Origin of the sequence: Streptomyces sp. SPB162, from assembly GCF_029504575.1 — a bacterium.
In the GTDB taxonomy this organism is placed as follows: Bacteria; Actinomycetota; Actinomycetes; order Streptomycetales; family Streptomycetaceae; genus Actinacidiphila.
Genome location: NZ_JAQFII010000001.1, coordinates 2568441 through 2589799 on the forward strand (window position 1 = coordinate 2568441; position 21359 = coordinate 2589799).

General features: G+C 71.1%; 18 protein-coding genes and 1 pseudogene. 8 read left to right on the top strand and 11 right to left on the bottom strand.

The window, feature by feature from the left end:
• Positions 1-131 precede the first annotated feature (131 nt).
• From M2266_RS11845 to leuA, 3 genes and pseudogenes are all read right to left on the bottom strand, one after another.
• Positions 132-2210 (bottom strand): MMPL family transporter, encoded by a 2079-nt coding sequence (locus tag M2266_RS11845; RefSeq protein WP_277438168.1) that lies wholly within the window; start codon positions 2208-2210, stop codon positions 132-134.
• A 139-nt stretch (positions 2211-2349) separates the two neighbouring features.
• A complete protein-coding gene (locus tag M2266_RS11850) occupies positions 2350-3066 on the bottom strand; it encodes a TerB family tellurite resistance protein (RefSeq protein WP_277438169.1) in 717 nt (238 codons plus the stop codon).
• 412 nt (positions 3067-3478) lie between these two features.
• Positions 3479-5250, bottom strand: a pseudogene (leuA, locus tag M2266_RS11855) (2-isopropylmalate synthase).
• 304 nt (positions 5251-5554) lie between these two features.
• Here leuA and M2266_RS11860 point away from each other — a divergent pair.
• Positions 5555-6673 (top strand): M4 family metallopeptidase, encoded by a 1119-nt coding sequence (locus M2266_RS11860; protein WP_277438170.1) that lies wholly within the window; start codon positions 5555-5557, stop codon positions 6671-6673.
• An 8-nt stretch (positions 6674-6681) separates the two neighbouring features.
• A complete protein-coding gene (locus M2266_RS11865) occupies positions 6682-6948 on the top strand; it encodes a protealysin inhibitor emfourin (protein WP_277438171.1) in 267 nt (88 codons plus the stop codon).
• A 42-nt stretch (positions 6949-6990) separates the two neighbouring features.
• On the opposite strand, the gene era is transcribed toward M2266_RS11865, so the two are convergent.
• On the bottom strand, positions 6991-7941 hold the full coding sequence (gene era / locus M2266_RS11870; protein WP_277438172.1) for a GTPase Era: 951 nt from the start codon (positions 7939-7941) through the stop codon (positions 6991-6993).
• A gap of 211 nt (positions 7942-8152) precedes the next feature.
• Between era and M2266_RS11875 the strand changes: the two genes are divergently transcribed.
• Both M2266_RS11875 and M2266_RS11880 read left to right on the top strand, forming a co-directional pair.
• On the top strand, positions 8153-9481 hold the full coding sequence (locus M2266_RS11875) for an ammonium transporter (protein WP_277441165.1): 1329 nt from the start codon (positions 8153-8155) through the stop codon (positions 9479-9481).
• Complete coding sequence (locus M2266_RS11880) at positions 9478-9816, top strand: P-II family nitrogen regulator (protein ID WP_277438173.1); 339 nt, start codon at positions 9478-9480, stop codon at positions 9814-9816. Before M2266_RS11875 ends, M2266_RS11880 begins: the two co-directional genes overlap by 4 nt.
• A 228-nt stretch (positions 9817-10044) precedes the next feature.
• On the opposite strand, the gene M2266_RS11885 is transcribed toward M2266_RS11880, so the two are convergent.
• Positions 10045-10398, bottom strand: coding sequence for a cytidine deaminase (locus tag M2266_RS11885; RefSeq protein WP_277438174.1), 354 nt, complete (start codon positions 10396-10398; stop codon positions 10045-10047).
• A 43-nt stretch (positions 10399-10441) separates the two neighbouring features.
• On the bottom strand, positions 10442-11254 hold the full coding sequence (locus tag M2266_RS11890; RefSeq protein WP_277441166.1) for a helix-turn-helix transcriptional regulator: 813 nt from the start codon (positions 11252-11254) through the stop codon (positions 10442-10444).
• A gap of 152 nt (positions 11255-11406) precedes the next feature.
• On the opposite strand from M2266_RS11890, the gene M2266_RS11895 reads away from it, so the two are divergent.
• On the top strand, positions 11407-12855 hold the full coding sequence (locus M2266_RS11895; protein ID WP_277438175.1) for an MFS transporter: 1449 nt from the start codon (positions 11407-11409) through the stop codon (positions 12853-12855).
• A gap of 1060 nt (positions 12856-13915) precedes the next feature.
• Here the strand turns inward: M2266_RS11895 and M2266_RS11900 are convergent.
• The gene (locus M2266_RS11900) at positions 13916-14347 is read right to left on the bottom strand and encodes a hypothetical protein (protein ID WP_277438176.1); all 432 of its coding nucleotides are present in this window, start codon (positions 14345-14347) and stop codon (positions 13916-13918) included.
• Positions 14348-14474: 127 nt separating this feature from the next.
• Between M2266_RS11900 and M2266_RS11905 the strand changes: the two genes are divergently transcribed.
• Complete coding sequence (locus M2266_RS11905) at positions 14475-15287, top strand: helix-turn-helix transcriptional regulator (RefSeq protein ID WP_277441167.1); 813 nt, start codon at positions 14475-14477, stop codon at positions 15285-15287.
• Positions 15284-15529 (top strand): DUF397 domain-containing protein, encoded by a 246-nt coding sequence (locus tag M2266_RS11910; RefSeq protein WP_277438177.1) that lies wholly within the window; start codon positions 15284-15286, stop codon positions 15527-15529. The genes M2266_RS11905 and M2266_RS11910 overlap by 4 nt, the downstream gene beginning before the upstream one ends.
• A gap of 82 nt (positions 15530-15611) precedes the next feature.
• Here M2266_RS11910 and M2266_RS11915 read toward each other — a convergent pair whose 3' ends face one another.
• From M2266_RS11915 to M2266_RS11930, 4 genes are all read right to left on the bottom strand, one after another.
• The gene (locus M2266_RS11915; RefSeq protein ID WP_277438178.1) at positions 15612-16943 is read right to left on the bottom strand and encodes a hemolysin family protein; all 1332 of its coding nucleotides are present in this window, start codon (positions 16941-16943) and stop codon (positions 15612-15614) included.
• A gap of 5 nt (positions 16944-16948) precedes the next feature.
• Positions 16949-17446 (bottom strand): rRNA maturation RNase YbeY, encoded by a 498-nt coding sequence (gene ybeY / locus M2266_RS11920; protein ID WP_277438179.1) that lies wholly within the window; start codon positions 17444-17446, stop codon positions 16949-16951.
• Positions 17447-17468: 22 nt separating this feature from the next.
• Positions 17469-18527 (bottom strand): PhoH family protein, encoded by a 1059-nt coding sequence (locus M2266_RS11925; RefSeq protein ID WP_277438180.1) that lies wholly within the window; start codon positions 18525-18527, stop codon positions 17469-17471.
• Between the two features lie 331 nt (positions 18528-18858).
• Positions 18859-19977, bottom strand: a complete 1119-nt coding sequence (locus M2266_RS11930; protein WP_277438181.1) for a PfkB family carbohydrate kinase — start codon at positions 19975-19977, stop codon at positions 18859-18861.
• Positions 19978-20023: 46 nt separating this feature from the next.
• On the opposite strand from M2266_RS11930, the gene M2266_RS11935 reads away from it, so the two are divergent.
• Positions 20024-21349: a 6-phospho-beta-glucosidase gene (locus M2266_RS11935; protein ID WP_277438182.1), complete on the top strand. Its 1326-nt coding sequence runs from the start codon at positions 20024-20026 to the stop codon at positions 21347-21349.
• Positions 21350-21359 lie beyond the last annotated feature (10 nt).

Here is a 21359-nt window from a genome sequence, read left to right on the forward strand (position 1 = left end):
CCTGTCACCGGACGGGCCGGGCCCCGGCCCGTCCGGTGACAGGGGAGAGATTCTCAAGGCACTGGGTTCTCAAGGCACCTCAAGGCTCTGGGTCCTCAAGACACTGAGTTCTCCAGGCACTGGGCAAGGCCCTAGCGGACCAGTTCCAGTTCCACGGCCGTCGGCTCGGGCGGCCGCGGAACCTCACGGCTGAGCCCACCCGGCCACCAGACGCGGGCGCCGAGCAGGGTGCTCGCGGCCGGGACCAGGAAGGTCCGCACCACAAAGGTGTCCAGCAGGACGCCGAGGGCGATCGTCGTGCCCATCTCGACCATCATCACCAGGGGCAGGGAGGCGAGGACGGTGAAGGTGGCGGCGAGCACGATACCCGCCGAGGCGATGACACCACCGGTCGCCTCCAGCGCGGTGACGGCCGAACGCCGGGCGTCCTCGCCGTGCCGCACCTCCTCCCGCATGCGGTGCAGCAGGAAGATCCCGTAGTCGACGCCGAGGGCGACGAGGAAGACGAAGCTCAGCAGCGGCAGCCCGGGGTCCATGCCATGGAAGCCGAGGACCGGTCCGAAGAGCAGCCCGCCGATGCCCAGCGCGGCCAGCCAGACTCCCGCCATCGCCACCACCAGCAGCAGCGGCGCGACCAGGCTGCGCAGCAGCGCGGCGAGCAGCAGGAAGACGGCGACCAGCACCAGCGGGATGACGATCTTCCGGTCGTGGGACGAGGTGCCGGAGGTGTCGATCTGCTGGGCGCTGAAGCCGCCGACCAGCCCGTGCTCCGCGGCCGTGACCGTGCGCAGCCGCTCGATCGTGCCGTGCTCGGCCGCCGAGCCGGGCACGGCGGACGGGTAGACCTCGATCTCCGTCCAGCCGCTCCCGGTACGTCCCGCCGCCGTACTCGCGACCCCGGCGGTGGCCCGCACCGCGGTCTGTACCGTCTGGACGCGGGCGCTGGGGACGAGCACGGTGACGGGCTGGGCGCTGCGCTCGGGGAAGGCCCGCTGCAAGGTGTGGGCGGCGGTCACGGACTCCGAGGTGACGGTGAAGGTGTCGTCCTGGCGCAGGTCGCCGGGGAGGTTCCCGATGCCGAGCGCGAGCGCCCCGACGGCGACCGCGGAGGCGGTGAGCACCGCGACCGGGCGGCGTACGACGAGTGCGCCGATCCGGCCGTAGAAGCCGCTGCCGGCCTTCTTCGGCTCGCTGCCGTAGGCGGGGACGAGCGGCCAGAACACCCGGCGGCCGAGCAGCACCAGGACAGCGGGCAGCAGGGTGGTCATCGCGGCGAGCGCGCAGACGATGCCGACGGCGCCGGTCGGGCCGAGGCCGCGGCTGCTGTTGAGGTCGGCGGCGAGCAGGCACAGCAGTCCGGCGACGACCGTCGCGGCCGAGGTGAGCACGGCGGGGCCGATGCCGCGCAGTGCGGCGCGCATCGCCTCGTACGGTTCCGGGCGGCGACGCAGTTCGTCGCGGTAACGGGCGATCAGCAGCAGCGCGTAGTCCGTTCCCGCGCCGAAGATGAGCACGGTCATGACCGAGGAGCTCATGCTGGAGACGGTCAGCCCGAAGCCCTGCACCAGCCCGTAGACGGCGGCCATCGCCGCCCCCGAGGCGACGCCCACGACGAGCAGCGGCACCAACCACAGGAACGGGCTTCGGTACGTGACGATCAGCAGCAGCGCGACGACGCCGACCGTGCCGAACAGCAGAGTGCCGTCGATGCTGTGGAAGACCTCCTTGGCGTCGGCCTCCATGCCGCCGGGGCCGCCGACCTGGACGGTCAGTCCGTCCGGCCGGTCCTTGGCGAGCAGCGCCCGGACGTCCTTGACCACGTCCTCGGGCTTTCCGTCCTTCTCGGCGATCGCCACCGGCACCATCAGCGTGCGCCCGTCCTTCGCCGTCACGACCCTGGGCGCGCCGCCCACCAGGTCGTACGCGGCGTCCACGGACTCCGTCTGCCGCTGGACCGCGGCGCGGTCGGTGCCGGTGATCCCCGAGGCGCGGTCGTACACCAGGACCAGATCGGTCGACCCGCCGCCCGGCATCGACTTCTGGATCTTCGCGACCTGGGTCGACTGGGCACTGGCCGGCAGATAGTCGATGGCGTCGTCGTGCTTGACGCCGTCGAGCCTTCCGGCGAACGCCCCGGTGACGGCGAGCACCACGATCCAGAACCCGATCACCGCCCATGGCAGCGCTCTGCGGTGCGTCCTGGCCCTCATCCGGGCCTCCCCTCGTGGAACGGCTGGTTTCCTGTGCACCAGCGTTCCCGTGAAAGGGATCTCTCGCGTCGCGCTCACGGCCGACCTTGCCGCTACTCCCGCCGTCGCCCGCCCGGCCGACTACTCCCCCGGGAGTACGTCAGGACGGCGCGTTCGCGGCCTCGGCGAGCAGCCGGTCGGTGTCCGCCGCGGGCAGCGACAGGCAGCGGCCGACCGCGACCAGCGCCTCCCGCTCGGCGGGCAGGTAGGGCCCGTCGGCGAGGGCGATCCGCGCGCCCTGCAGCAGGATCCGCTCCCGCCCCTGGGGCGCGAGGTGGGCGGAGAGCGGCTCCAGGGCCTCATGGAGTTCGATGGAGAGCCAACTGCCGCAGCCGTCGAGGGCGTCGGCGAAGGAGTCCGGGCCGAGGACGTCGGCGGCGCCGGGGAACCGGCCCGCGTCGGCGACGATCGCCGCCAGCAGACCGAGGAGCTGGTCCTCCGTACAGTCGGTGAAGCCCGCGGAGCGCACCGCGCGGACGGCCTCTTCCCGCGCCGGGCGGCCGTGGGCCCCGCCGGCCGTCAGCACGGCGAGCGCGACGGTGTGGACGGCGTCGCGCAGCATCGCCGAGAAGCGGGTCGACGTGAGGTGGTCGAGCGTCTCGGCACCGAAGTGCCCGTGGCAGCCGCTGCATTCGATGACGGTTCCGGCCGGCCCTCGCGCCAGCACGGGAACGTTGAGCACGGTGAGGCGCCGTGTGCCGCTGCGCCGGTGATAGGCGCGGTCGCCCCCGCAGTCGGGGCAGAAGAACTCGCCGTCGTCCTCGGTGTGCCATGCGGTGCGCACACCCCAGAAGCACAGCCCTCGCAGCTGAACCACGTTGCACCCTCCGGCGTTTCGTCCCGGTACGCACCGATCCGGCACGCACATGTGCGTAACGCCTCGGCAACGGTGCCGTTACTGCTGCCGTGATGTTAGCCACACCAGTGACGCGCAGTCAGTAGCGCGTAAGGGGGGATTTCCGGATCGGCCGCCTCCGTACGGCGTATGGGCAGGTCAAGGCCGGTGGACCCGACAAGAGGATTGACGTGATCTCGCTGCTGGTCCGCCCCCTGCCGTCAGCCGGTGCCGGACAGGGGTTTTCGGCGGCCCCGAGGCGTTTCGGCGCTCGTGGCGCGGGGCTCCCCCGACGCGGCAACGGCCGCGGCGAAGCCCGTGAAGGCCGCCGCGGCCGTTGCCGCCACACGGTGCCGCTCCCCTCAGGAGCGGATGTGGTCACCCGAAGGCGTGATCAGCGCGCCGCCCGGTTGACGGCCGAGACGACCGCCTTCAGGGAGGCGCGGGTGGTGTTCGGGTCGATGCCGATGCCCCACAGCACCTTGCCGTCGATCGCGCACTCGATGTACGACGCCGCCTGGGCGCTCGCGCCCTCGCTCAGCGTGTGCTCGGTGTAGTCCAGCAGCCGCGCGTCGATGCCGACCGAGGACAGCGCGTCGAAGAACGCGGAGATCGGACCGTTGCCGCGACCGGTGAGCACCGTCGCGGCGCCGTCGACGACGGCTTCCACGGTCAGCGCGTCGCCGCCGTCGGTCGTGGTCTCGGCCTGCGCGGAGCGCAGTTCGATGCGGCCCCAGGCGTTCTCCGCCGTCGGCAGAGGTACTCGTCGCGGAAGGCGGCCCAGATTTCGGCGGGCGTGATCTCGCCGCCCACGTCGTCGGTCCTGGTCTGGATGATCTTGGAGAACTCGATCTGCATCCGGCGCGGCAGGTCCAGCTTGTGGTCGTTCTTCAGGACGTACGCGATACCGCCCTTGCCCGACTGCGAGTTGACCCGGATGACGGCCTCGTAGGAGCGGCCGACGTCCTTCGGGTCGATCGGCAGGTACGGGACGGCCCACGGGATCTCGTCGACGGTCTTGCCGGCGGCGGCCGCGTCGGCCTCCATCGCCTCGAAGCCCTTCTTGATGGCGTCCTGGTGGGAGCCGGAGAAGGACGTGTAGACCAGGTCGCCCGCGTACGGGTGGCGCGGGTGGACCTCCATCTGGTTGCAGTACTCGGTGGTGCGGCGGATCTCGTCGATCTGCGAGAAGTCGATCTCCGGGTCCACGCCCTGGCTGAACAGGTTCATCCCCAGCGTGACCAGGTCGACGTTGCCGGTGCGCTCGCCCTGCCCGAACAGGCAGCCCTCGATCCGGTCCGCACCCGCCATGATCGCCAGCTCGGCGGCGGCGACCGCGGTACCCCGGTCGTTGTGCGGGTGCACCGACAGGCACACGTTCTCGCGCCGCGACAGGTTCCGCGACATCCACTCGAAGCGGTCGGCGTGCGTGCTGGCGGCGGAGCGCTCGACGGTCGCCGGCAGGTTCAGGATGATCTCGCGGCCGGCCTCCGGCTGCCAGACGTCCATGACGCCCTCGCAAACCTCCAGGGCGAAGTCCAGCTCGGTGTCCGTGAAGATCTCCGGGCTGTACTGGTACCCGAAGACCGTGTCCGAGCCCAGGATCTTGTCCGCGTACTCCATGACCAGCCGCGTGCCGTCCACGGCGATGGCCTTGACCTGCTCCTTCGAGCCGCGGAAGACCACCCGGCGAAAGACCGGCGCGGTCGCGTTGTACAGGTGGACGGTGGCCTGGGGAGCGCCGACCAGCGACTCGACGGTCCGCTCGATCAGTTCCTCGCGGGCCTGCGTCAGGACGGAGATCGTCACGTCCTCGGGGATCGCGCCCTCTTCGATGATGGAGCGCACGAACGCGAAGTCGGTCTCGCCCGATGACGGGAACCCGACCTCGATCTCCTTGTAGCCCATCTTGACCAGCAGATCGAACATCGCCCGCTTGCGCGCCGGGGACATCGGGTCGATCAGGGCCTGGTTGCCGTCCCGCAGGTCCGTGGAGAGCCAGCGCGGCGCCTTGGTGATCCGGGCGTTCGGCCAGTTGCGGTCGGGGATGTCGACGGCGTCGTAGGGCGCGTACTTGTGGATCGGCATCGCCGTGGGGCGCTGGCGCACGCTCGCCGCCGTGATGGGCGTGGGGCGGCCTACGGAATACGCGGGGTTCTGGGACATCTGCGGTGGGCTCCTCATGGGTCCGGTCCAGTACGGCCGACGGCGATGCGCACGCCTGAACTCCGCGGGGAGGGGGTCGGCCTACGACTACAGGCCCTCGCCGCGGCAGCTAAGGAGAAGCAGCCCGAAACGCATGATGTGGACGACCATAGCCGAGCCCGCTCGAATACCGCACTCGAAGCGCGCTCCCTCTCAGTATGCAAGACGGGCGGTTCTGTCCAGTAAAACCATGATCTTCCCTCCCTTTTCAGTAATCATCGTCGCAAGCAGTGACAGTCGTGTGCCTGCGTGCCACATTGCCGCCATGGACGCGACACCTACTTTCTGCACGATCATTCCTCCGCACGTCCTCGACAAGTTGGCCACATCCGAGGACCGCGCGCTCTCCGATCTCGCTCGGGCAACGCTGGAGCGTGACTCCTTCGAGCGCACCCACCGCCGGCTGACCACCGTCATCGGCGCGGCCTCCATCGCCGGCGCGGTCGCCTCCGACCAACCGAGGCGGACGATCTACGACGCGAAGCACGGGACGACCCTGCCCGGGCGCAAGGTCCGCGGCGAGGGCGACAAGGAGGGCAAGGACCTCACCGCCGTCCGCGCGTACAAAGCGCTCGGCGCCACCTTCGAGCTCTACCTCAAGGCGTTCAAGCGGCATTCGATCGACGACCAGGGGTTGCCCCTGAACGCGACCGTCCACTTCAGCCAGAGGTACAACAACGCCTTCTGGAACGGCGAGCAGATGGTGTTCGGGGACGGTGACGGCGACATCTTCCTCGACTTCACCCTGCCCGTGGACGTCATCGGTCACGAGCTGACCCACGGGGTGACCCAGTACACGGCGAACCTGACGTACTTCGGCCAGCCGGGCGCGCTCAACGAGTCGATGTCCGACGTGTTCGGCTCGCTCGTCAAGCAGTACGCGCTGCAGCAGAGCGCCGACCAGGCGGACTGGCTCATCGGCGCCGGCCTGCTCGGCCCCACCATCCAGGGCGACGCGCTGCGCTCGATGAAGGCCCCGGGCACGGCCTACGACGACCCGAAGCTGGGCAAGGACCCGCAGCCGGCCACCATGGACCACTACGTGTCCACGGGCCGTGACAACGGCGGCGTGCACATCAACTCCGGCATCCCCAATCACGCCTTCTACCTGGTGGCCGAGGCCCTGGGCGGGTATGCATGGGAGCAGGCCGGGCAGATCTGGTACGACGTGCTCACGGGCGGGCAGATCAGCCCGCAGGCGTCGTTCGCCGACTTCGCCCGGCTGACCGTCTCCGCCGCCCAGACGCGGTACGGGGACGGCGAGGCGCACCAGGCCGTCCTGAAGGCGTGGTCGCAGGTCGGCGTGCCGACGTCGACGGGCAATGGCGCGGACCTCCCGCGTCAGACCGGACAGCCGGAGGGCGCGTCGGGCCGGCAGGGCTGAGGAGCACCGTGCGCATAGAAGTGATCCGTTCCGGCGGCTTCGCCGGAATCGAGCGTCGGGCCGTGCTGGACACCGCCGGCCGGCCCGATGCCGCGCATCTGCACGGAGTGGCCCGTGCGACCGTCGAGCAGGCGGGTGCCGGGCCGAAGCCCGGCGTGCCGGACGGTTTCCACTACGAGATCACCGTCGACGGCCACACCGTCCATTGCGCGGACCCGTACCTGACCGACGCGCAGCGCGACCTGATCCAGGCGGTACTCAAGGAAGGCGCGTGACGGACGGTCCCGAACGCCGAGCGGCGTTCGGGACCGCACCGGTCAGAAACCCAGCTTGCGGAGCTGCTTCGGGTCGCGCTGCCAGTCCTTGGCGATCTTCACGTGCAGGTCCAGGAAGACCGGAGTGCCGAGCAGCGCCTCGATGTGCTTGCGCGACTTGGTGCCGACGTCCTTGAGGCGGGCGCCCTTGGGGCCGATGATGATGCCCTTCTGGCTGGACCGCTCGATGTAGATGTTGGCGTGGATGTCGAGCAGCGGCTTGTCCTTCGGCCGGTCCTCGCGCGGGATCATCTCCTCGACGACGACCGCGATGGAGTGCGGCAGCTCGTCCCGGACGCCTTCGAGCGCGGCCTCGCGGATCAGTTCCGCCACCATGATCTGCTCGGGCTCGTCGGTGAGGTCGCCGTCCGCGTAGAGCTGCGGGCCCTCCGGGAGCAGCGGGATGATCAGGTCGGCGAGCAGACCGACCTGCACGTCCCCGACGGCCGAGACCGGGATGATCTCCGCCCACTCGATGCCCAGCTCGCGGCCGAGCTCCGAGATCGCGAGCAGCTGCTCGCGCAGCACCTTGTCGTCGACCAGGTCCGTCTTCGTGACGATCGCGATCTTCGGGGTCTTGCGGACCCCCGCGAGCTCCTTGGCGATGTACTTGTCACCGGGGCCGAGCTTCTGGTCGGCGGGCACGCAGAAGCCGATCACGTCGACCTCGGCCCACGTCGAGCGGACCACGTCGTTGAGCCGCTCGCCCAGCAGCGTGCGCGGCTTGTGCAGGCCAGGGGTGTCAACCAGGATCAACTGCGCGTCCGGGCGGTGCACGATGCCGCGCACCGTGTGCCGGGTGGTCTGCGGCCGGCTTGAGGTGATGGCGACCTTGATGCCGACGAGAGCGTTCGTGAGGGTCGACTTGCCCGCGTTGGGGCGGCCGACGAAGCATGCGAAGCCGGACCGGTGGACGGCCTCGGAGGACTGGGGACTGGCGCTCATGCGGCCCATTCTCCCCGATCGCGGCGGGCCCGGCTCACACCGGCACCCGTGAAGCCGGGCGGCGCCTGGCTGCGCGGCCGGATGTGAGGTGCTGGAAACTCCTCCGCAACACGAAACACGGCGGAAACACGTCTGCCCACTTCTCGAAACGGGCGACAGTGAGGCTCGTGTGCACACACTGCCGCACACCACCCCCCGCCGCCCCGGGAAGGGAACCCTCGTGCCGTACCTGTCGGCCGGAATCGACTCCGGAGACACCGCCTGGCTGCTCGCCGCCACCGCGCTCGTCCTGCTGATGACGCCGGGCCTGGCGCTCTTCTACGGCGGCATGGTCCGCACGAAGAGCGTCCTCAACATGCTCATGATGAGCTTCGTGTCGATCGCGCTGGTGACGGTGGTCTGGCTGGTCGCGGGCTACTCGCTCGCCTTCGGTCCGGACGCCGGCGGCCTCGGCCTGATCGGCGGCCTGGACCATCTGGGCATGCACGGCATCGGCCCGACGAGCGTCACCGGCCATGTCCCGACGCTGCTGTTCGCCACGTTCCAGCTGACCTTCGCCGTCGTCACCGCCGCACTGATCAGCGGCGCCATCGCCGACCGCGCGAAGTTCGGCGCCTGGGTGGCGTTCGTGCTCGTCTGGACGCTGCTCGTATACGTCCCGGTGGCCCACTGGGTCTTCGGCACGGGTGGATGGATCGTGTCGAAGCTGGGCGCTCTGGACTTCGCGGGCGGCACCGTCGTCGAGATCTGCTCCGGCGCTTCCGGACTGGCCCTGGCACTGGTCCTCGGCCCGCGGCTCGGCTTCCGCAAGGAGGCCATGCGCCCGCACAACCTTCCGTTGGTGGTGCTCGGCGCGGGGCTGCTCTGGTTCGGCTGGTTCGGCTTCAACGCCGGCTCGGCGCTCGGCGCCAACGGCCTCGCCGCCGCCGCGTTCCTCAACACCCAGGTCGCGGGGTGCACGGGCCTACTCGGCTGGCTGGTCGTGGAGAAGCGCCGCGACGGCCACGCCACGACGCTGGGCGCCGCGTCCGGCGCGGTGGCCGGCCTGGTCGCGATCACCCCGGCCTGCGGCTCGGTGGACCTGATGGGGGCGCTGGTGGTCGGCCTGGCCGCCGGGGTGCTCTGCTCCTTCGCCGTCAGCTGGAAGTTCCGGCTCGGCTACGACGACTCCCTCGACGTGGTCGGCGTGCACCTCATCGGCGGCATCACCGGGACCCTGCTCATCGGCTTCCTCGCGACCGCCACCATGACCGCCGGCCCCGAGGGCCTCTTCTACGGCGGGGGCCTCGGCCAGCTCGGCAAGCAGGCCGTCGCGGTGGTGGTCGTCGGGGCGTACGCGTTCACCGTCACGTACGGGATCGCGAAGGTCATCGACCGGCTGATGGGCTTCCGAGTTTCGGCGGAGGACGAACTGACGGGCCTCGACCTCACCGTGCACGCGGAGTCGGCATACGATCACGGCGTCGTCTCGCAGGGCGCGCCACACGTGCACGCCTCGGCTCTCGCCCAGGCCCTCGCCCACGCCAAGAACAGGAGCTCCGCCGAATGAAGCTGGTCACCGGCGTCATCAAGCCGTTCAAGCTGGACGAGGTGAAGACGGCGCTCCTGGAGCTCGGCGTCCACGGCCTCACCGTCACCGAGGCCAGCGGCTACGGACGCCAGCGCGGCCACACCGAGGTCTACCGGGGCGCCGAGTACATCGTCGACCTCGTACCGAAGGTTCGTCTCGAGGTCCTGGTGGAGGACGCCGACGCCGAGGCCGTCATCGAGGCGGTCGTCAACGCCGCCCGCACCGGCAAGATCGGCGACGGCAAGGTCTGGTCGGTCCCCGTCGAGACCGCCGTACGGGTCCGCACCGGCGAGCGCGGACCCGACGCGCTCTGATCGTCTCTTGCCAGGTCGTGTCTTCAACTCCTCGTCTGGCCGACGGGGCCTATGTGAAGACACTCCCTAGTGCTCTGGCCGGAAGGTTCACCGGTTCGCGACGCCCGGCACGGCACCGCTCCCCCAGCTACCGCTGGGGGTGCCCCCAGTTGTCGCAGTCGCCCGAGTACGCCCGGTACGAGGACGATCCTGCGCCGTGCGACGCACCGCGCCGGACGCCGCGAACCACTAGCCCGCCTGGACGGTGACGCGCAGCGTCCCGTCCGGGCCCGCGAGGTGCACCGGCGTCTCCGGCCCGCCGAGGTCGCGGACCGCGGCCCGGTCGGCCTCGGCCGGGGTCTCGGCGGCACTGACGACAGCCGCCGCCTCCAGCGACTGCGCCCCGCTGGCGACCGCCATGGCCACGGCGGTCTGCAGCGCACTGAGCTTCAGCGAGTCCAGCGCGACGGTGCCGGCCACGTACGTACGGCCGGTCTCGTCCCGCACGGCCGCCCCCTCGGGCACGCCGTTGCGGGCACGGGCGGACCGCGCCAGGGTGATGATCTTCAAGTCCTCGGGCCCCAGCGGGGTCGCATCGCTCATACCGCCGAGCATAAGGCGCCCGCGCCGGCGGCGTTCTCGTGGATCAGCCCGCGACCGGACGCATGGTGTCCCGGCGCCCCTGCGGGGACGTCAGCCGCTCCAGCTTCGCCGCGGTGTCGGTGTCCGGGAGCGGGTTGTGCAGGACGATGGTCAGGTCCGGGCGGGCCGGGATCCGCAGGTGGGTGCTCTCGAAGTGCAGCGACCCGACCGTCGGATGCACGATCTCCTTCTGCGTCTGCCCGCTGGCCTCGACATCCCCGCGCGCCCACAGCGCCGCGAACTCCGGGCTGACGGTGGCCAGTTCCTCGACCACCGCGCGGAACCCCTCGTCGTCGGGGCGCTCGGAGGCCGTCGCCCGGTACTGGGCCACGACGGTCGCGGCCAGCTCCGCGCGGTTGTTGGTGCGGCTGCGGTACAGCGGACTGGTGAAGAAGGAGATGAGGCAGTTGGTGTCGTCCTTCGAGTAGCCGAAGGTCAGCCCGGCCGCGTCGTTGTAGGCGACGAGGTTCCAGTACGCGTCCATCACGTGGGCGGGGAACGGCATCCAGGCGTCGATCAGCCGGTGCAGGCCGTCGCAGAAGTCGGTGTCGACGGCCTCCGGCAGCGGCGGGTTCAGCCCGGCCAGCCCGTACAGGTGCCGCCGCTCGGCGGCGTTCAACTTCAGCACCCGCGCCACCGCGTCCAGCACCTGCGGCGAGACGGTGATCTCGCGCCCCTGCTCCAGCCACTGGTACCAGGACACCCCGACCCCGGCGAGGACCGCGACCTCCTCGCGGCGCAGCCCCGGGGTGCGGCGGCGGGCGCCGCCGTCCGGCAGTCCGGCCTCGGCGGGGCTGATCCGGGCCCGGCGGGCCATCAGGAAGTCACGCAACTCCTGACGGCGGTACGACTTGGCGGAAGGTACCTGTCCGGCCGTGTTCTCCACTCCCGCTCCCCCTGGCTGGTGGTCCGGCCACCAGCATAAGCACGGGCTCCCCAGCCCGTGGAGAACGGCCCGAGGGTTGGGACATGGCGATCGAGACCCCCTCCACCACAGCCCCGGCCACAGCCGGGGCCCCGCGTACGACCCCCGGCCCGGTGCCGGGATCCGACCGACTCACCATCCGCGCGAAACTGGTGCTGTTCGTGCTGTGCGCGGCCCAGTTCATGGTCGCGCTGGACTTCTCCATCCTGAACGTCTCCCTGCCGGTGCTCGGCAAGGACCTGGGCATGACGCAGGCCAACCTGCAGTGGGCCGTCACCGCGTTCGCCCTGCCGTCCGGCGGTTTCCTGCTGCTCTTCGGGCGGATCGCGGATCTGGTCGGACGACGGAAGCTCTTCCTGACCGGGCTGGCCGTCTTCACCGCCGCCTCGGTCCTGGCGACCCTGGCCTGGGACCCGGCCTCCTTCCTGGCCGCCCGCGCCATCCAGGGCCTGGGCGCGGCCGTCATCGTGCCGACCGGCATGTCCCTGCTCACCACCACGTTCCCCGAGGGCCCGCAGCGCGACCGCGCGCTCGGCATCAGCGGCACACTGCTGTCGCTGGGCTTCACCATCGGCGTCGTCCTGGGCGGCGTCTTCACCGACAACTTCGGCTGGCGCTCCACCATGGGCATCCTCGCCGTGGCCGGCGTCATCGTCCTGGCCGCGGCCCCCGGCCTGCTCACCGAGTCACGGCACCCCCGGCGCCCTCGCATCGACGTCCCCGGGGCGGTCACCGTCACCGGCGGCCTGCTGGCCCTGATCTACGCCCTGACCACGGCCGCCCAGCAGGGCTTCGGACGGGCCGACGTCATCGCGGCGCTCGCCGCCGGGATCGCGCTGCTCGTCGGCTTCGTCGCCGTCGAGTACCGAGCCGCCGAACCCCTGGTCTCGCTGCAGATGCTGCGCCGCCGCACCGTGGCGTGGGGCAACCTCGCGGGCATCACCACCTTCGCGATGATGAGCAGCGTCGTGTTCCTGCTGACCCTCTACCTCCAGGAGATCCGCGGCCTGTCGGCGTTCCGCACCGGCCTGGTCTTCGGTGTCCAGGGAGTCGCCGCCGCGCTCACCGGCATGACGGCGTCCCGCGTGATCGGCCGCTTCGGCACCCGCACCGTCCTGATCGGCGGCCTGCTCCTGCAGGCCGCGCTGACCACCGCGCTGCTCCTCCTCGGCACCGGCCCGTCCGGCACCTGGATCGCCCTGGTCGCCGTCACCGTCGCCTGCGTCGGCCACCTGTGGGTGATCGTCTCCTACGGCATCACCGCCACCTCCGGCCTCCCCGACCACGAACAGGGCCTGGCCACCGGCCTGGTCTCCAGCTCCCAGCAGCTCGGCCTCACCGTCGGCATCCCCCTCCTGAGCGCCCTGGCCTCCAGCCGCACCCGCCTCCTCGACGGCATCCACCTCGCCGTGGCGGCCGACGTCGCGATCCTGCTGGTGGTGGCGGCCCTGGTGACGGTCGGCCTGCGGCGAGCGTCGGCAGGGAGCAGGTGACGACGCGGTGACGCCCCCGGCGTCTGGTGCGCCGGTCGGGCGCGGTGGGGCCGGCGCTCGACCCGTGCGCAGTGGTTCATCCGCGGGGGGAGGGCCCCCGGGGAGGGGAGGGCTCCGGCGGGGAGGGGGGCTCCGGCGCTGCGCGCCCGACCGGCCGGGGCGCGGAGGGGCCGGCGTTCAACCCATCCGCAGTGGTTCTTCTTCGGCGCTGCGCACCTCGACCGGGCGGAGGGGAGGGCCCAGGCGCTGCGCGCCCGGCAGGGAAACCGATCCGCTGCGCGGCCGGGCCTGCGGCAACGCAGCGAAGCGATTCGCTGCGCTCCCGCCCGGCCGGGGCGCGGAGGGGCCGGCGTTCAACCCATCCGCAGTGGTTCTTCTTCGGCGCTGCGCACCTCGACCGGGCGGAGGGGAGGGCCCAGGCGCTGCGCGCCCGGCAGGGAAACCGATCCGCTGCGCGGCCGGGCCTGCGGCAACGCAGCGAAGCGATTCGCTGCGCTCCCGCCCGGCCGGGGCGCGGAGGGGCCGGCGTTCAACCCATCCGCAGTGCTTCTTCTTCGGCGCTGCGCACCTCGACCGGGCGGAGGGGAGGGCCCAGGCGCTGCGCGCCCGGCAGGGAAACCGATCCGCTGCGCGGCCGGGCCTGCGGCAACGCAGCGAAGCGATTCGCTGCGCTCCCGCCCGGCCGGGGCGGGCGGGGGTGCGTGCAAGCGGGACCGGCGTTTGATCCCCCTTCTCCACCCGAAGGTGGGACGAGTGTGATGGAAGTTATCTCCTGGGGCTTGAGGGGCACCAATTGGGGCGATGTGGATCACTAAGGACGGCTAAAACACCGCATGGTGCGCCTCCGGCCGCACACGCTGATCCTTTGGCGGCCCCACCCACCTCCACCCCCACCCCCACCTGGGGAGCGCAGCGGACCGGACTCCCTCCGCGCCACCGGGCCGCGCAGCGGACCGGACTCACTGGCAGGCGCGCAGCGCCGGGGCCTCCCCTCCGCCCGGTCAAGGTGCGCAGCGCCGCAGAAGGTCCCCTCCGCACCGCTCGAACCCGAGCCACCAACTCACCGCAACGGACGCGGCTCCCAGCCGAGTTGAGCGCAGAGCGTGCCATGCAGGAGGTCGGCATCGACAAGTCGACGATGCGGCTGCGGCGCGCAGCGCCAGCTCAGAGGCCAGGTGACACCGGCGAGGGCGGGGATGCCGACGTAGGCGTCCCGGCCGCCCGAGCCCAGACGCGTAGCCCCTGGGGGCCAACTGCGTCCCGCCGAGCTCCCGACCGCAACCAGGAAGTACATCCAGCGGCCCCGCGACGCCTCCCCGATCACCGGCCCGGGTTCGCCGTTCGTCAGCGCTTCGAGCCGCGTCGCCAGTTCCTCACCGATCCCCTCCGCGACGCGGATCGCGTCGAAGAAGACCCCGACCTTGCGCAGCCGGTACCCGGAGACGGGCAGCCAGGGGTGAAAAATGCATGCACGATTACTTTCTGTATTCATACCTCCACTCTCGGCAAGCGTAGCTAGCCTGAACAGGGCCGGGACCTCGACAGGAACCGGGTGGGGGTTGGGCTCCGACCCCCGTGCACACACGTGGAATCGAGCTGACGGTTGTGGGGTGGCGGGGATGGGTCAAAGCGCTGGATCTTCGGGGACCGCGCGGTACTTCGCGGAACTACTGCGTTCGTTCCGCAAGTCCCGCGGCCTCACGCAAGCCCAGTTGGGCGAGCTGGTTCATGTCTCCGACTCGTACGTCAGCGCCATCGAGACGTGCGAGCGGATCCCGTCGCCCGAGTTCATCGCGGCGGCCGACGAGACGCTCGAAGCGGGCGGCCTTCTGGCGCTCGCTACTCAGCATCTGGCGAATGACCGCTACCCGGCGTTCTTCAAGGACTTCGCGAAGCTGGAGGCGGACGCGCTGAGCGTCTCCTCCTACAGCACGCACATGCTGAACGGGCTTCTGCAGACGGAGGACTACGCGCGGGCCGTGATCAGTTCACGCTTCCCGCCGCTGGAGGACGAAGAGGTTGAGCGACTGGTCGAAGCGCGACTCGCGCGGAGGACGCTGTTCACTCGGAAACCGGTGGCGCTGTTCAGTTTCGTGATTGAGACCGCCGTCCTACAGCGGCAGTACGGCAGCAGGGAGGTCATGCACGAGTTGCTTGACCACCTCCTGCGCTGCGCGGCACTCCGGAACGTGGTCGTGCAGGTCATTCCGTCCGATCGTGGCGAGCATGCGGGCGTGGACGGAACTGTGAAGCTCATTGAAACCCCCGAGCACAAACATCTGGCGTACCTGGAGATGCAGGAGCGAAGTCTTCTGATCGCCGACCCGGACGAGGTCGCCCGTTACTCGCAGCGTTATGCGATGATCCGGACGCAGGCTCTCGGGATCGAGGAATCCGCAGCCTTGATCAAGCAGTTGGCGGGAGAACTATGAAGAACCTGGTCTGGTTCAAGTCCAGTCACAGCGGTGGCAGCGGCGGCGACTGCGTAGAAATCGCCTACGACTGGCGCAAGTCCACTCACTCCGGCAGCAGCGGCGGCGACTGCGTCGAGGTGGCCGTCCACCCCACTACCGTGCACATCCGCGACTCCAAGGACCCGGACGGCCCGGCTCTCGCCGTTCCCGCCGCCTCCTGGGCCGCGTTCGTCGCCTTCGCCGCCGCTCAGCGCGGCTGATCCACCAGCACGCGACCAGCCCGCGCCGCCCGCGCCGCCCGCGCCGCCCGCCCTACTCGCCGCCAGCCCGCGCGCGTCGCCGCTACTCGCCCCCGCCCACCACCGCCGACGCCCCGCCCGGCTCACCCGCGGTCGCGCCGATCGGCTCGACCAGGACCGTGCCGATGCGGTTGCGGCGGCCGGCCTGGGTTTCGGCGGTGAGGCGCAGCGCGGTGGGCTGGTCGGGGGTGTAGGCGCCGTCCTGGGGGAGCTCTACGAAGGCGGAGGCGCCGGGGATCGGGACGCGGCCGAGGGACTTGGCGAGGAGGCCGCCGACGGTCTCGACGTCGTCGTCGTCCAGTTCGCAGCCGTAGAGGTCGCCGAGGTCGCCGATGTCCAGGCGGGCGGTGACGCGGAAGGAGCCGCCGCCGAGGTCTTCGACGGGCGGGACCTCGCGGTCGTACTCGTCGGTGATCTCGCCGACGATCTCCTCGAGGATGTCCTCGATGGTGACGATGCCGGCCGTGCCGCCGTACTCGTCGATGGCGACGGCGACGTGGTTGCGCTCCTGCTGCATCTCGCGCAGCAGGTCGCCCGCGTTCTTGGTGTCCGGGACGAAGGTGGCGGGCCGCATGACGGACGAGACGAGGTCGTTCTCGGCGTCGCGGTTGATGTGCACCCGGCGGGCGAGGTCCTTGAGGTAGACCATGCCGACGATGTCGTCCTCGCTCTCGCCGGTGACCGGGATGCGGGAGAAGCCGCTGCGCAGAGCGAGGGTCATGGCCTGGCGGATGGTCTTGAAGCGCTCGATCATCACCAGGTCGGTGCGGGGCACCATCACCTCGCGGACGATGGTGTCGCCGAGTTCGAAGACGGAGTGCACCATGCGGCGCTCGTCGTCCTCGATGAGGGACTCGGACTCGGCGAGGTCGACCATCGCGCGCAGTTCGGCCTCACTCGCGAACGGGCCGCGCTTGAAGCCCTTGCCGGGGGTGAGGGCGTTGCCGAGGAGGATCAGCAGGCCCGGGACGGGCCCCATGATGCGGGCCAGCGGCAGCAGGACGTACGAGGCCGCCGTCGCCGTGTTGAGCGGGTGCTGGCGGCCGATGGTGCGCGGGGAGACGCCGACCGCGACGTAGCTGACGAGCACCATGATGCCGATGGCGACACCGAGGACCTGCCACGTCCGGTCGAAGTGCCGGTCACAGACCACCGTCACCAGGACCGCCGCCGCCATCTCGCACCCGACCCGGACGAGCAGGGCCACGTTGAGGTAGCGGGTGGGGTCGGAGGCGACGGCCATGAGCTTGTCGGCGCCGCGCCGGCCGGTACGGACGGACTCCTCGGCGCGGAAGCGCGAGGTGCGGGCGATACCGGCTTCGGCGCAGGCGGCGAGCCAGGCGACGACGACGAGCAGTACGGCGGAGAGGACCATCGCCGTCAGTGGGTGGTGGTCGGGGCCGGGGAGGGGCCCTCGATGCCGCGCTCGGCGCGCCAGCCGTCCAGGATGGCCTTCTGGAGGCCGAACATCTCGGCCTTCTGGTCGGCTTCCTCGTGGTCGTAACCGAGCAGGTGCAGCACCCCGTGGACGGTGAGGAGCTGGAGCTCCTCGTCCATGGAGTGCTGCGTCTCCGCTTCCTCGCCCTGCTTCTTCGCCACCTCGGGGCACAGCACGATGTCGCCGAGGAGGCCCTGCGGCGGCTCCTCGTCGTCCTTGCCGGGGCGCAGCTCGTCCATCGGGAAGGACATGACGTCGGTGGGACCGGGGAGGTCCATCCACTGGATGTGCAGCTGCTCCATGGCGGCCGCGTCCACCACGATCACCGACAGTTCGGCGAGCGGGTGGATCCGCATGCGCTGGAGGGCGTAGCGGGCGATCTCGAGGACCGCCTGCTCGTCGATCTCCCAGCCTGACTCGTTGTTGACGTCGATCGCCATGGTGCGGTGCGGCTACTCTCGGTTAGGAGGTACGGGCTTTTCCGCCGTTTGCGGTGCTTCGCCCGACCTGCTGGCCGGCGTTCCCGTCGTCGAAACGCTCGTACGCATCCACGATGCGCCCCACCAGCTTATGACGCACGACGTCGGTGCTCGTCAGGCGCGAGAAGTGGACGTCCTCGACACCTTCCAGGATGTCCTGTACCTGCCGCAGACCGCTCTTCGTGCCGTTCGGCAGGTCGACCTGGGTGACGTCGCCCGTGATGACCATCTTGGACTCGAAGCCGAGCCGGGTCAGGAACATCTTCATCTGCTCGGCGCTGGTGTTCTGCGCCTCGTCGAGAATGATGAACGCGTCGTTCAGGGTGCGACCGCGCATGTACGCCAGCGGGGCGACCTCGATCGTCCCGGCGGCCATCAGGCGCGGGATGGTGTCGGGGTCGATCATGTCGTGCAGCGCGTCGACCAACGGGCGCAGGTACGGGTCGATCTTCTCGAAGAGCGTGCCGGGCAGGAAGCCGAGCCGCTCCCCGGCCTCGACGGCCGGACGGGTGAGGATGATCCGGCTGACCTGCTTGGCCTGCAGGGCCTGGATGGCCTTGGCCATGGCCAGGTAGGTCTTGCCGGTGCCCGCGGGGCCGATGCCGAACACGATGGTGTTCTTGTCGATGGCGTCGACGTAACGCTTCTGGTTGAGCGTCATGGGGCGGATGGTGCGGCCGCGGTTGGACAGGATGCTCTGCGTGAGCACCTGTGCCGGGGTCTCCCCCTCCGGGTCGGCCGCGTTGCCGTTGGTGCGCAGCATCGCGATGGACCTCTCCACTCCGTCTTCCGTCATCGGCTGGCCGGTGCGGAGCACCAGCAACATCTCGTCGAAGAGTCGCTGGATGAGGGCGACGTCCTTGGGTTTCCCGGCCGCGCTGATCTCGTTGCCCCGTACGTGGATGTCGACGGCCGGGAAGGCCGTCTCGATCACGCGGAGAAGGGCGTCTCCTGATCCCAGGACCGTCACCATGGGGTGCTTGGCCGGAACGACGAAGTGGGCGCGTGCCTGCGGCTGGTGCTGTGTCGGTGTCTGAGTCATGGGCCGGCTCGGAGCCTGGGAAACCCACCTTCTGATGACGACGTGCCCGGTGAGGGCCTTGGAGTACCAAGGGTACGTCGGCGACCCTTCCGGCCCGAGGGGTTTTACGCCGGGGTTTCGCGGCCGGTTCCGCGGGCCGTTCGGTGCTCCGGTTCGGCGGGCCGTTCGGTGCTCCGTTTCGCGGGCCGTTCCGTGATCCGTTCCGCGGGCCGTTCGGTGCTCCGCTCCGCGAGCCGTTCCGTGCTCCGCTCCGCGGGCCGTTCGGTGCTCCGCTCCGTGATCCGTTCCGTGATCCGTTCCGCGGGCCGTTCCGTGGCCCCACCGCCCGGGCTCAGCGTCTGCCCTTCCCCGCCGGTCCCGCCGGGCGGCGGCGGAAGCCGATGGTCGGTACCGCCCGGGGCAGCGGTCCCGGGCGGGTGCCGGACGGCAGCAGGGCGTCGAGGAAGGCGTACCGGCGCAGCGCGTCCCGGTCCTGGTCATCGAAGGTCTTGGCGTGCTGCCACCAGGCGGCGATCTCGATCCAGCCGGGGGCCGACAGCGAGCCGCCGAACTCCTGGACGGACAGCGCCGCCGAGAGGCAGGCGAACGCGAGCCGGTCGGTCAGCGGCCAGTTGGCCAGCGAGCCCGTGACGAAGGCGGCGACGAAGACATCGCCCGCGCCCGTCGGGTCGAGCGCCTCGATCAGCAGGGCCGGGACCTCGGCCGTCTCGCCGGTCGCCGAGTCCACGGCGTAGGCGCCCTCGGCGCCGAGCGTGACGACGGCCAGCGGCACCAGCTCGGCCAGCTTGCGGGCGGCGGCCCGCGGGCACTCGGTGCGGGTGTAGTGCATGGCCTCGGCGGCGTTCGGGAGGAAGGCCGCGCAGTGCTCCAGGTCCGCGAGGTCCGCGGGGTCCCAGCGCCCCGAATCGTCCCAGCCCACGTCGGCGAAGATCCGGCTGCCGTGCCGGGCCGCGTGCCCGATCCACTCCTGGCCGGGGCCGCCCGGCACGAGCGAGGCCACGCAGGCGCGGGCCGCAGGCGGGCACTCGGGGGCGGGCTCCTCGGGCGGCGGCGCCTCGTGGCCGTGCGAGACCATCGTCCGCTCGCCCTCGTAGGCCATGGAGACCGTGACCGGCGAGTGCCAGCCGGGGATCCGGCGGGACAGGCCGAGGTCGATGCCCTCCCCCGCCTCCAGGCTGTCCCAGCAGTAGTCGCCGTACATGTCGTCGCCGAAGGCCGCCGCCAGCTGGGTGCGCAGGCCGAGCCGGGCCAGGGCGGTGGCCATGTTGGCGATGCCGCCGGGGCTGGACCCCATGCCACGCGCCCACGACTCCGTGCCGCGCACCGGCGCGCTGTCCAGGCCGGTGAAGATGATGTCCAGGAAGACGGTCCCGGTCAGGTACACGTCGGGCAGCGCGTCCGTGGGAGAGCGGATCGCGGCCAGCGGGTCGAACACGGGGTGGTCGTCCATGAACAACACTGTGCACGATGAGACTGACAGTGGAGGTCACAGACGCATGAGACTCGTGATTCTCGGTGGCGGCGGTTTCCGCGTGCCGTTGGTGTACCGGGCGCTGCTCGCGGAGGCGGGCGCCCCCTGCGCCTGCCACGAGCTGGTGCTGCACGACACGGATCCGGTACGGCTGCGGGTCGTCGCGTCCGTGCTGGCCGCCCAGGCGGTCGGCGTGCCCGGCGCGCCGGCGGTACGGATCGCCCATGACCTGGACGACGCGCTGCGCGGCGCCGACTTCGTCTTCTCCGCGATCCGGGTCGGCGGCACGGCGGGCCGGGTGCGCGACGAGCGGGTGCCGCTCGCGGAGGGCGTGCTCGGGCAGGAGACCGTCGGCGCGGGCGGGGTGCTGTACGGGCTGCGGACGCTGCCGGTCGCGGTCGCCATCGCGGAACGGGTGAAGGCGCTGGCGCCCGACGCCTGGGTCATCAACTTCACCAACCCGGCCGGGATGGTGACCGAGGCGATGGCGCGGGTGCTCGGCGAGCGGGTGATCGGCATCTGCGACTCGCCGGTCGGGCTCGTACGCCGCGCCGCGCGCGCCGCGGGCGCCGACCCGGACTCCCCCGCGTTCCGCTACGACTACGTGGGCCTCAACCACCTGGGATGGCTGCGCGGGATGTCGGACGGCGGCCCCGACCTGCTGCCGGGCCTGCTCGCCGACCCCGTGGCGCTGGACTCGTTCGAGGAGGGCAAGCTCTTCGGGGCGCCGTGGCTGGCCGCCCTGGGGTCGCTGCCCAACGAGTACCTGCACTACTACTACTTCGAGCGGGAGGCGCTGGCGGCGGTGCGGTCCGCCGAGGCGACGCGCGGGGAGTTCCTGGACCGCCAGCAGGGCGCGTTCTTCGCGTCGGCGGCCGGACGGCCCGATGAGGCGTACACCCTGTGGGACCGGACGCGGCTGGAGCGCGAGGAGACGTACATGGCGGAGAACCGCGCCGCCACCGGCGGCTGGCAGCGCGACCCCCACGACCTCGACGGCGGCGGCTACGACCGGGTCGCGCTGGCGCTGATGCGGGCCATCGCGCGCGACGAGCGGACCACGCTGATCCTGAACGTGCCGAACGGGACGACCGTCGCCGCGCTCGACCCGGAGGCGATCATCGAAGTGCCCTGTGAGGTGGGCGCCTTCGGTGCCCGGCCGCTGCCGGTGGCGGCGCCGACCGAGCACCAGGCCGGGCTGATGCTGACCCTCAAGGCCGTCGAGCGGTCGGCGATCGAGGCCGCCGCCTCGGGCTCCCGGGCGGCGGCCCTGCGGGCGCTGGCGCTGCATCCGCTGGTGGACTCGGCGGCCGTGGCCGGTCGCATCCTGGACGCCGCTCCGACTCGGTGAACGGCCCGCG